Here is a 10,977-nt window from a genome sequence, read left to right as displayed (position 1 = left end):
ATTTAATTATTTATTTTATATAAAATGCATGCCATATTATTTCTAATAAATAAAATATAATAGCGCAGCTTATATTGATGATATATGAAGTTAATAATATCAAACATATTAAATGGATGTAATATGCTTACAAATATCTTGATATAGTTTATTTATTCCAATCCCTATTTTAGAAGAAATAAAATAATATTTACGATATTGTGTGTTTAACAACATATCACATATATTTTGTTTAATATTATTTAAATTAGTTATTAAATCAATTTTATTAAAAATAATCCATGTTTCTTTATGATAAATTAAAGGATCTAATTGAATAATTTCGTTATTAATAATATTAATATTATTAAGTAAATTATTATTATTAATAATAGTAATATCTATAAAATGTAATAATAAACTACAATATTTCAATGGTTTAATAAATTTTAAACCTAAACCAGCACCTTTAAAAGAGTTTGTTATGATACCTGGAGTATCTAATATCATAAAAGAACGGTGGAAATTATTTTTTACCATTCCCATAATAGCTGTTTGAGTAGTAAAAGGATAATCAGCAATTTTTGTGTTTGCTGTAGATATTTTGGTAATGAAAGTAGATTTTCCAGTATTAGGCATACCTAATACACTAACATCTACTGCAATATTTTGTTGTAATTGTATTTTTTTAGATTCACCATACTTCCCTTGGGTATTTTGATAAGGAGTTCTATTAGTTGATGATTTAAAATATGTATTACCTAGACCATGTACACCACCTCTAGCAATTAAAAATTTAAAATTATTTTTATTGAACTTTTTAATAATTATATTTGTTACTAAATCAATAACTATTGTACCTAAAGGAATTAATAAAACTAAATCTTTACCTTTACTACCTGTGCATTGATATCTTTTGCCATGAGAACCATTTTCTGATACATAATATTTTTTATGATGATACTGTTTTAAATTATTAATATAGTTACTAGACATTAAGTATATATTACCACCATTACCACCATTACCACCATCAGGTCCACCTTTAGGAATATATTTTTCACGTCGAAAACTAATACATCCATTGCCTCCTTTACCCGCCATAACAAATATGATTACTTTATCTATTAATTTCATTCATACTCCAATACAATAAATTTATTACAAAATGTTATATATTTAGTATTGTGCCTGTTACATAAAATCCATTATGTAATGTTATCGTTAATAACATGAATATATATTTTATTATTAATACCTTTTTTAATAAATTTTACAATGCCTTTAATTTTAGCAAATAATGTATGATCTTTACCACATCCAACATTAATACCAGCATGGAATTTAGTACCTCGTTGACGTACAATAATATATCCTGCAGATACAATTTCTCCACCAAAATGTTTAACACCTAATCTTTTAGAACGTGAATCCCTACCATTTCTAGATGAACCACCAGCTTTTTTTTGTGCCATACTATGTCCTTATTATTTTTGTATATCAAGAATTTTAACTATAGTATATAATTGTCTATGTCCTTGAATTTTTTTATAATGTTTTCTACGATGGAACTTAACAACTTTTATTTTTGTATTTTTCTTGTGTTGAATAAGTTTTGCAGTAATTCTAGCACCCAAAATATATGGTTTCCCAATATAAAATACATCTGTACTAAATATTACTAATATTTTTGTAAAATGAATAATTTCTCCTATATGTTCTATATGATGTTTATCTATATGTATAATTTGTCCTATGGTAATCTTATATTGTTTACCGCCATTATGAAAAATAGCATACATGTTTTTAACCTTTCCGAAAATTACATAATAAGATATAGTATATAATTTAATATGGTGTGAATATATATAAAAAAATATTATTTAATTATATTCTAAAATAGAATTAATGATATTTCTATATTTTTATTCTTTTTATTCTTTTTATTTTAGCTCCTAATAATAATAATTTTTGTTCTATATTTTCATAACCACGATCAATATAATTAATATTATGTATAATAGTAGTACCGATAGCATGGCATCCAGCTAAAACTAAACTAATAGAAGCGCGTAAATCAGTAGCTATAACTTGTGTTCCTTTCAACATTTTTTTACCATTAATATACATTATCCTATTATTTTTTAAAAATATTTCTGCGCCCATTTTTTTTAATTCAAAAATATGTAAAAACCTATTTTCAAAAATAGTTTCTGTGATATTACTTATACCATGTGAAATTGCATTTAATACAGTAAATAATGTTTGCATATCTGTTGGAAAATTTGGATATGGTCCAGTAATAATATCTACAGCTTTAGGTGTTTTATTATTCATATCTAAACTACACCAATTTTTTCCTATTTGTATATTTGCACCAGTATCTTTCAATTTTTCTAAAACTACAGTTAGATGTTGTGGATTAGTATGTTCACATATAATTTTACTTTTTGACATAGCAGCTGCAACTAAAAAAGTACCTGTTTCTATTCTATCAGGAATAATCGTATATATTTTATTTTTATCATTTAAATATTGTATGCCGTTAATAGTAATTCTATTAGTTCCGGTACCATAAATTCTTGCACCCATAAAATTTAAAAAATTTGATAAATCTTGTATTTCTGGTTCTTTAGCTGGATTATCAATAATAGTAATTCCTTTAGCAAAAATTGCTAGTAGTATAGTACTAATAGTCGCTCCTACACTAATTTTATCCATAATAATATGCGTGCCTATTATTTTATTCGGAATATATCCTATAATATAATTTTTCTTTTCTTTTATAACAGCTCCTAATTGACATAAATATTTTATATGTAAATCTATAGGACGTTTACCAATTGCACAACCTCCCGGATAAAACATACGAAATTTGCCAAAACGTACTAACAAAGGACTTATAATCCACACCGATGCACGAATAACAGTAATAAATTGTTTAGGTAATAAATTATTCTTTATATTTCTGGTATCTAAATATAATAATTTACCTTTTTTTATTTTAGCTCCTAAACATTGCAATAATTTAATAGCAATATCAATATCTTTAATATATGGAATATTATTAATACTTATTGTGCCATTAAGTAAAATAGTGGATAGTAAAATAGGTAGTGCTGCGTTTTTAGCACCTGAAATTCTTACTTTTCCTTGTAATTTTACAGGCCCTTTTATAATAAGTTTATCCATAATAATCTCTATAAAACAAACTATATTAGCAAAAGTTATGTTTAATCAATAAAATGTTTAATAAAATTTTTTCTAACGTTTTGAAAATTGTGGACTACGTCTAGCTTTTTTAAAACCTACTTTCTTACGTTCTACTTGACGATCATCTCTAGTAATAAAACCTGCTTGTTTTAAATCATGTCTAAAATTTTTATCATATTTAATTAAAGCTCTTGTAATGCCATGTCTGATAGCTCCAGCTTGTCCCATGTTACCACCACCTTTTACAGTAATATATAAATCTATATTATTTTTTATATTTAATAACGTTAAAGGTTGTGTAACTAAAGTACGATATACATTTTGTGAAAAAAAATTTTCTAAAGATTTTTTATTAATATTAATAATTCCCTTACCTTTTTTTATAAAAACTCTTGAAGAAGAAGTTTTCCTTCTACCAGTAGCATAATGGTAAGTTATTGACATATATTTATTATCCTATATTAAATATTATAAATATGTTGTTGTTGTGCTTGATGTTGATGGGTTTTATCGGCATAAATTTTTAATCTTTTTAAAACTATACATCCAATTTTGTTTTTAGGTAACATTCCTTTAACAGCATGATATATTATTTTTTGGGGATGGATAGATATTAATTTTTCAAAAGATATTTTTTTAAAACCACCAGAATAACCACTATGACTAAAATAAAACTTGTTTTTTCTTTTATTTCCTGTAATATTAATTTTTTGTGCATTTATAACTATAACATAATCTCCTATATCAATACTGGGTGTGTACATAACTTTATGTTTACCTATTAAATAATAAACTATTTTTGTAGCTAAACGACCTAAAATTTGTTCTTTAGCATTAATAAGATACCAAGAACGATGATTATTATCTATACGTACTGTATTATTACTCATAATTTATTAAATCCATAAAATTATCATATATTTCGTTATAAAATATGTAAGGATATTATCCCATACTGTAATAGACATGAAAAATTTAATCAATATATATGTACTCGATAAAGTTATAAAAAAAATAATATCACGTTTAATATATAAAGTAATCATGATATTGCTTGACAATAACAATATCATTATACTACAATAATACGGTTATGTAAATAATTAAATTTAGTACAAAAAGTTTTTATAAATATTCTTAATATTATAATATTGGTGGTGTTTTTTATTTTGTCGGTGAGCTATATGCATATTTATTCTACCAAAAAAAAAGAAATAAATTTAATTAAAATTTTTAAACAATTAATACGACAAGAAACATTTAGTACACAAACAGAAATTGTAAATGCATTACAACAGAAGGGTTTTAGTAAGATTAATCAATCAAAAGTCTCTAGAATGTTAACAAAATTAGGTGCAGTAAGAACTAGAAATACAAAAATGCAAATGGTATATTGTTTACCCTTAGAATTAAATTATCCAAACACAACTAGTCCATTAAAAAATCTAGTATTAGATATTGATTATAATGATATGCTTATTATTATTCATACAAGTCCAGGAGCTGCACAATTAATTGCTCGTTTATTAGATTCTTTAGGTAAAGCAGAAGGTATATTAGGTACTATTGCTGGAGATGATACTATTTTAGTAGTACCAATAAATTTACTAAAAACCGTACATTTATATAATACTATACAAGTGTTATTTGAACATAAATAAATATTATTTAATATAATTAATTATTTTTAATCCTTTCATATATGATTGTAATATTTTAGGAATTTGTATCGAACCATCTTTTAATTGATAATTTTCCATTATAGCAGCTAGTGTACGCCCTATAGCTAAAGCAGATGCATTTAAAGTATGTATATAATTAATGTGATTATTTTCACGATTTTTATATCGTGCTTTCATTCTTCGTGCTTGGAAATCCCACATATTGGAACAAGAAGATATTTCACAATATTTATTAATCGAAGGTAACCATACTTCTAAATCATATGTTTTACTTGCAGCAAAACTCATATCTCCAGAACATAATAATATTTTTCTATATGGTAATTCTAATAATTGTAATATTTTTTCAGCATGTAAAGTCAATTCTTCTAATGTTTTTACAGACATATTTGGTGTAACTAATTGAATAAGTTCTACTTTTTCAAATTGATGTGTACGTATTAATCCTTTATTCATTTGTCCATAAGATCCTGCTTCTGCACGAAAACATGGACTATGTGCAACTAATTTTATTGGTAATTGTTCTTCACGTAATATAGTATTAGCTACTAAATTAGTTAAAGGTACTTCTGCTGTAGGAATTAAATAATGTGTATTTAATTGCATATTATGTACAGCATATAAATCTTTTGCAAATTTTGGTAATTGTCCTGTACCATACAAAGCTTCTTTTTTAACAATATAGGGTATATATATTTCTTTATAATGATGTTGTTGTATATGTGTATCTAACATAAATTGAATTAATATTCTATGTAAATATGCTATTGGTCCTTTCATAACAATAAATTTTGAACCACTTAGATTAGTACCAGATTCTATATCTATACCATTATGTAATAATCCTAATTCAATATGATTACGTATTAAGAAATTATATTTTAGTTTTTTTCCCCAATATAATATTTCTTTATGATCATTATAATGTTCTCCTATTGGCACATCATCTAATGGTAAATTTGGTATAGTATCATAAATATTTTCTAAATATGTCATGATATTTGTTAGTTTATTTTTTGTAGTAGTTAATTGTATATTTAATGATTTAATTTTAGTTTGTATAAGGTTTTTATTTTGTATGTTTATAGAATCTTGCATATACTTTTTTTTTTGATATAAAATATTTATGTTATTTTGTAATTTTTTTCTTAAATTTTCATATTTTTGTATCGACTTTATATCTAAAAGAAAATTTCTTGTTTTTAATTTAGTATATATTAAATACAAATTTTTTCTTATTAAATTAATATCAATCATAATAATTTATCCATATAATATAAAATATTACAAATTATATATTATATATATGTAAATTGATATATAAAACATGTTATATTAATTAAACATATATTTTTTATTATTTGTTTTATGAATATTAATCAATTAATTATTCTTGGTTCAGGACCAGCAGGGTATACAGCAGCAATATATGCTGCCCGTGCCAATTTATTTCCTGTTATTATCACAGGAAATAGAGTAGGAGGGCAACTAACACAAACTAATAATGTGGAAAATTGGCCAGGTAATTATCCTAATATTACTGGTAGTCAGTTAATGGATAATTTATATAATCATGCTATGTATTATAATACAAAAATAATACATGATAACATCATACAAGTAATGTTCAATACATTTCCATTTATTTTACAAGGGGAAAATAATAAATATCATTGTAAAAGTCTTATTATTGCTACAGGTTCCTATCCTAAAAAGTTAGGTTTATTATCTGAAAAGAAATTTTTTGGTAAAGGAGTTTCATCATGTGCTATATGCGATGGATTATTATATCGCAATCAAAAAGTTGCTGTTATTGGTGGTGGTAATTCTGCATTAGAAGAAGCATTATATTTATCTAATATTGCTTCAGAAGTACATCTTATACATAGAAAAACCATATTTACTGCAGATGATATTTTAATTAAAAAAATAAATTTTATTATGAAAAATAAAAAAAATATATTTTTACATCAACCTTACATAGTAAAAAATATTATAGGTGATATAAATGGTGTAACAGGTATACATATTAGTCATATTAAACATATAAAAGATAATTTTATTTTAAAATTAAATGCTGTATTTATATTAATTGGTAGTATACCTAATACTAAAATATTTAAAAATCAATTAAATTTAGATAATGATGGATATATTATTACTTATAAAAAGAATTTGTATACACAAACAAATATTAAAGGTATTTTTGCTGCCGGAGATGTAATGGATAAGATATATAGACAAGCAATTACTTCATCAGCTACAGGATGTATGGCAGCGTTAGATGTACAAAATTACTTATATACTACTATGATAGAATAAAACTATTAATAATATAATTTAAACATAAAATAACATGATCCTATGTAATTATATCTTATATATAATAAATATTATATTAACGACTACGAAAAATTATTCTACCTTTACTTAAATCATAAGGAGTAAGTTCTACTGTTACTTTATCACCTGTTAAAATACGAATATAATTCTTTCTCATTTTACCTGATATATGTGCTGTCACAACATGTCCATTTTCTAATTTTACATTAAAAATAGTATTAGGTAATGTATTTAATACGATACCTTGCATTTCTATATTTTTTTCTTTAGACATTTCATACCTTTATAATATTACAAATTTTTTATACTACTCATAATATCTTTTTTGTTTCAATAAATCAAGATAACTACCTTGTGCTTTAACAGAACCATTATCCATATAATATATATAATCCATTTTTTTAAGAATATTTATATCGTGTGTAACAAAAATCATAGTTTTATTTTTAAATTTTTTAAATAGTATTTGTAAAATTTGTTTACAAGAATGTTTATCTAAGTTTGTTGTGGGTTCATCTAATAGAACTAAATTACTATTTTGTAATAATATTCTTGCAATAGCTAATTTTCTTAATTCTCCACCAGATAATAATCTGCCATTTTCTCCTAATAACATATGTAATCCTTGTGTATTATGTTCTAATAGTTTTTTTAATCCCACACAACATAAAATTTTTATTAAAAATTGTTTATTAATATTACTATTATTTTGATTATTTAATAATAAATTATTTTTTAATGTATCATTTAATACATCAGTTTTTTGCGGTACTATACTAATATGTTTTCTTAACATATATAAACTAATATTTTTTAAATTACAGTTATTTAAATATATATTACCCATTATTGGGTCCCAGGCACGTGTTAATAACATTAATAAAGTTGATTTACCACAGCCATTATGTCCTGTAATTGCAATTTTTTTATTATATGTAATAGTTAATGATATATTATTTAATACTTTTGTCTGTATAGTGTTGTTAGTTGGATAATAAAAAGAAAGCTTCATTATTTTTAATGATATAAATTTTTTAAAAAAAAATGTATTTTTTACAAATGTAATAGTAGGTTTTTTTTTAAAAATTTCAAAAACATTTCGTGTAGATAATAATATATAATGAATTTTATTAATAATATTATTGATATCTAATATCACATGATTTAATATGTTAATACATAAAAACAAAGAAACAATAAATGATATTGAAATTATGTGTTTTAAAAACAAAATTTTACTTATTATAATAATAAATAAAAAATTAATATTTATTAAAGTAAATAAAATTATATAAGACTTAATATTAAAATAATGTTGTATTTTGTTTTGTATGTCCCATTGTTTTTGAAAAAAATTTATTTTTTTACATATCTGAACCATATTTTCAAATATCTTATATTCTTTTTGATATAACAGAAAATTATATATAATTAAATAAAATTGTTTTTTAACTATCATATTAGTAAAACTATTAATTTTATTTTTTTTATAAAAATATATGATATAAAATATTAATGGTAAACATAAACATAACATAAATAATATAGCTAATAAATAATGTTTTATTAATAAAATTATTAATATTATTAATATAATGAATAATACATTAATTATAGGAACAATAATTTGTAAATATAAAATATCTATATTTTCTATATCTGTAATAAAAAGATGTAATATTTCATGATGATATATATAACTGATATCACATGGATGTAAAGGAAAAATTTTCTTAAATATTAAAATTCTTAAATTACTTAATATATGTAAAGTATTATTATGTTTAATTATTTTTTCACAATATTTTATAATTGTTTTAGATAAAGATAATATTCTTATTATTATAGAAGGAATAATATAATTGTATTCTATAGTATTGTTGTGAAACATAAATACTGAAGTCAATAATATACCAGATAAAATTAATAAAGAAATATTCATGATATTTATCATAATTGTTAATAATATTCCTAATACAAGTATATAGAAATGTTTTTTTTGATATTTTAAAAATAATAATATTAAAGACATTAACTTTATCCCTTCAAATTTATATTAAATGGTTTTACAATAGCATTTTTTTAATAATTTTACCTTTATTCATAAACCAAATAAAATGAGCATCTTTTATATTATCAATTTTGTGTGTGCAAATAATACTAGTATTTAATATAGTATTATGTAGTGCGTGAATAATCTTTTGTTCGCTAAATAGATCAATATTAGATGTTGGTTCGTCTAATAATAATAATTTATGTGGTTTAATTAAAGCTCTAGCAATTGCTATTCTTTGTATTTGTCCAATAGATAAAAAATTAGTATTAATATTAATTATTGTATCTAAACCTTGTGGGAATTTTTTAATAAAACTTTGAATACCTAATATTCTCATTATATTATTGATATGTTGAGTATCAAGATTATTATTAAAAAATAAATTTTCTTTAATAGTAGGTGCTGGTAATATTGGATTTTGTCTGACCCATGAAATTATATGGTACCAGTATGATAAATTTAATAACTTGAAATCTATATTGTTAATTTTAAGTATTCCTTCATAAGATATAAATCCTAAAAGTACATTTAATAATGTTGATTTACCACAACCACTAGGTCCTGTTAGAATAATACATTGCCCATAATGTATTTGAAATGATATAGGTCCAATTAATATATTTTTAAAATGATCTTTTACAATTAAATTTTTAGCATATATAAATATATGCTTTTGATTATGTAGTATTAATATTTTCTTTCCTTGTAAAATATATTTTTTATTTTCTAAAAATTGTATGATCAAATCAGCAGCGCCAATAGCTCTAGCTTTAGTATGATATAATAAACCTAAATTATTAAAATGTTGAAAATATTCTGCTATTAAAATTAATATAAAAAAACTATTTAAAATAGTAATATTTTTTATGGGTAAATGTATTAAACTTAAATATGAAAAACTAAAATACATTGCAATAAACGCAAATGATATAGAAGTAAAAAAATCTAATATAGAAGATGTTAAAAATGCAATTTTTAAAATTTCTAAATTTTTAATTCTAAAATCTTCAATATATTTAATTAATTTTATAATAGTTATTTTAGGAAAATTAAATAATCTAATTATTTCTATATTTTTTATTCTATTTAAAAACAAACCGCTTAATATTGATAATATTTTAAAATATTTTTTATTTTTTTTTTCAGTTTGATAACCTATTAATATAATAAATAGTATCATTATCATACTACATAATAATAATATTATACTAGATAACCAATTTATAAAAAAGATTATAAAGAATATAAAACATATAAATGTTATATTAGTAAATAATTGCGGTACATATTGGTTATAATATTCTTTTAAGTTTTCTACATGATCTATAAGTAAGGATAAATGACTACCAGTTGTATTTGTTTCTGTTTGTTTAGATAATTCATTATAATTTAAACTAGTAAATTTATTAATAATTTGACTACGAATACTGTTTTTCACAGCTTGACTATACTCATAATTAAAATGTTTAATAATGACATATATAATGGATTTCATTACAAAACATAAACTATACATAATATATAATATTTGACTTTCTTTTTCTATAAATACTAATTGTATTTGTTGTGCTAATATTGCATGATGTAATATCACAATTACAACATAAATCATATTAAATAAATAAGATAATTTTAATAAATGTATAGATATTTTACTTTGTTGTTTTAACCAAATAATAATTCTTTCTTTAGAAATTTGCATAT

General features: G+C 21.8%; 12 protein-coding genes. 2 read left to right on the top strand and 10 right to left on the bottom strand.

Features of this window, described 5'->3' with window-relative positions; translation table 11 throughout:
• Window positions 1-108: 108 nt before the first annotated feature.
• The 6 genes from cgtA to rplM form a co-directional block, all read right to left on the bottom strand.
• Window positions 109-1,116, bottom strand: coding sequence for an Obg family GTPase CgtA (cgtA, locus tag GJT86_RS02250; RefSeq protein WP_168920645.1), 1,008 nt, complete (start codon window positions 1,114-1,116; stop codon window positions 109-111).
• Window positions 1,117-1,187: 71 nt separating this feature from the next.
• The gene (gene rpmA, locus GJT86_RS02245) at window positions 1,188-1,454 is read right to left on the bottom strand and encodes a 50S ribosomal protein L27 (protein WP_168920644.1); all 267 of its coding nucleotides are present in this window, start codon (window positions 1,452-1,454) and stop codon (window positions 1,188-1,190) included.
• Between the two features lie 12 nt (window positions 1,455-1,466).
• A complete protein-coding gene (gene rplU / locus GJT86_RS02240; protein ID WP_168920643.1) occupies window positions 1,467-1,781 on the bottom strand; it encodes a 50S ribosomal protein L21 in 315 nt (104 codons plus the stop codon).
• Between the two features lie 115 nt (window positions 1,782-1,896).
• Entirely contained in the window at window positions 1,897-3,171 is a 1,275-nt protein-coding gene (gene murA, locus GJT86_RS02235; protein WP_168920642.1) for a UDP-N-acetylglucosamine 1-carboxyvinyltransferase, read from the bottom strand.
• 72 nt (window positions 3,172-3,243) lie between these two features.
• The gene (rpsI, locus tag GJT86_RS02230; RefSeq protein ID WP_168920641.1) at window positions 3,244-3,636 is read right to left on the bottom strand and encodes a 30S ribosomal protein S9; all 393 of its coding nucleotides are present in this window, start codon (window positions 3,634-3,636) and stop codon (window positions 3,244-3,246) included.
• Window positions 3,637-3,653: 17 nt separating this feature from the next.
• Window positions 3,654-4,082, bottom strand: a complete 429-nt coding sequence (rplM, locus tag GJT86_RS02225; RefSeq protein ID WP_168920640.1) for a 50S ribosomal protein L13 — start codon at window positions 4,080-4,082, stop codon at window positions 3,654-3,656.
• 294 nt (window positions 4,083-4,376) lie between these two features.
• Here rplM and argR point away from each other — a divergent pair, with 294 nt between their 5' ends.
• Entirely contained in the window at window positions 4,377-4,853 is a 477-nt protein-coding gene (gene argR, locus GJT86_RS02220; protein WP_425483776.1) for a transcriptional regulator ArgR, read from the top strand.
• 3 nt (window positions 4,854-4,856) lie between these two features.
• Here the strand turns inward: argR and serS are convergent, their stop codons facing one another.
• Window positions 4,857-6,131, bottom strand: a complete 1,275-nt coding sequence (gene serS / locus GJT86_RS02215) for a serine--tRNA ligase (protein WP_168920639.1) — start codon at window positions 6,129-6,131, stop codon at window positions 4,857-4,859.
• A gap of 111 nt (window positions 6,132-6,242) precedes the next feature.
• Here serS and trxB point away from each other — a divergent pair, with 111 nt between their 5' ends.
• Window positions 6,243-7,196, top strand: a complete 954-nt coding sequence (gene trxB, locus GJT86_RS02210; RefSeq protein ID WP_168920638.1) for a thioredoxin-disulfide reductase — start codon at window positions 6,243-6,245, stop codon at window positions 7,194-7,196.
• Window positions 7,197-7,272: 76 nt separating this feature from the next.
• Here the strand turns inward: trxB and infA are convergent, their stop codons facing one another.
• The 3 genes from infA to GJT86_RS02195 are packed head-to-tail and all read right to left on the bottom strand — an operon-like array spanning window position 7,273 to window position 10,975.
• A complete protein-coding gene (gene infA / locus GJT86_RS02205) occupies window positions 7,273-7,491 on the bottom strand; it encodes a translation initiation factor IF-1 (RefSeq protein WP_168920637.1) in 219 nt (72 codons plus the stop codon).
• 33 nt (window positions 7,492-7,524) lie between these two features.
• Window positions 7,525-9,249 carry an ATP-binding cassette domain-containing protein gene (locus GJT86_RS02200; RefSeq protein ID WP_168920636.1) on the bottom strand — a complete coding sequence of 575 codons (1,725 nt, stop codon included), beginning with the start codon at window positions 9,247-9,249 and terminating at the stop codon, window positions 7,525-7,527.
• A 34-nt stretch (window positions 9,250-9,283) separates the two neighbouring features.
• Window positions 9,284-10,975, bottom strand: coding sequence for an ATP-binding cassette domain-containing protein (locus GJT86_RS02195; protein WP_168920635.1), 1,692 nt, complete (start codon window positions 10,973-10,975; stop codon window positions 9,284-9,286).
• Window positions 10,976-10,977: the final 2 nt, after the last annotated feature.

Origin of the sequence: Enterobacteriaceae endosymbiont of Macroplea appendiculata, from assembly GCF_012571605.1 — a bacterium.
Lineage (GTDB): Bacteria > Pseudomonadota > Gammaproteobacteria > Enterobacterales > Enterobacteriaceae.
Note: the sequence above shows the minus strand (reverse complement) of the source record. Positions and strands in the feature narration are given on the sequence as shown.

Excerpts from the sequence above, each read along its gene's own strand:
- cgtA (WP_168920645.1), bottom strand. The coding sequence starts at position 1,116 with ATGAAATTAATAGATAAAGTAATCATATTTGTTATGGCGGGTAAAGGA.
- rpmA (WP_168920644.1), bottom strand. The coding sequence starts at position 1,454 with ATGGCACAAAAAAAAGCTGGTGGTTCATCTAGAAATGGTAGGGATTCA.
- rplU (WP_168920643.1), bottom strand. The coding sequence starts at position 1,781 with ATGTATGCTATTTTTCATAATGGCGGTAAACAATATAAGATTACCATA.
- murA (WP_168920642.1), bottom strand. The coding sequence starts at position 3,171 with ATGGATAAACTTATTATAAAAGGGCCTGTAAAATTACAAGGAAAAGTA.
- rpsI (WP_168920641.1), bottom strand. The coding sequence starts at position 3,636 with ATGTCAATAACTTACCATTATGCTACTGGTAGAAGGAAAACTTCTTCT.
- rplM (WP_168920640.1), bottom strand. The coding sequence starts at position 4,082 with ATGAGTAATAATACAGTACGTATAGATAATAATCATCGTTCTTGGTAT.
- argR (WP_425483776.1), top strand. The coding sequence starts at position 4,377 with ATGCATATTTATTCTACCAAAAAAAAAGAAATAAATTTAATTAAAATT.
- serS (WP_168920639.1), bottom strand. The coding sequence starts at position 6,131 with ATGATTGATATTAATTTAATAAGAAAAAATTTGTATTTAATATATACT.
- trxB (WP_168920638.1), top strand. The coding sequence starts at position 6,243 with ATGAATATTAATCAATTAATTATTCTTGGTTCAGGACCAGCAGGGTAT.
- infA (WP_168920637.1), bottom strand. The coding sequence starts at position 7,491 with ATGTCTAAAGAAAAAAATATAGAAATGCAAGGTATCGTATTAAATACA.
- GJT86_RS02200 (WP_168920636.1), bottom strand. The coding sequence starts at position 9,249 with ATGTCTTTAATATTATTATTTTTAAAATATCAAAAAAAACATTTCTAT.
- GJT86_RS02195 (WP_168920635.1), bottom strand. The coding sequence starts at position 10,975 with ATGCAAATTTCTAAAGAAAGAATTATTATTTGGTTAAAACAACAAAGT.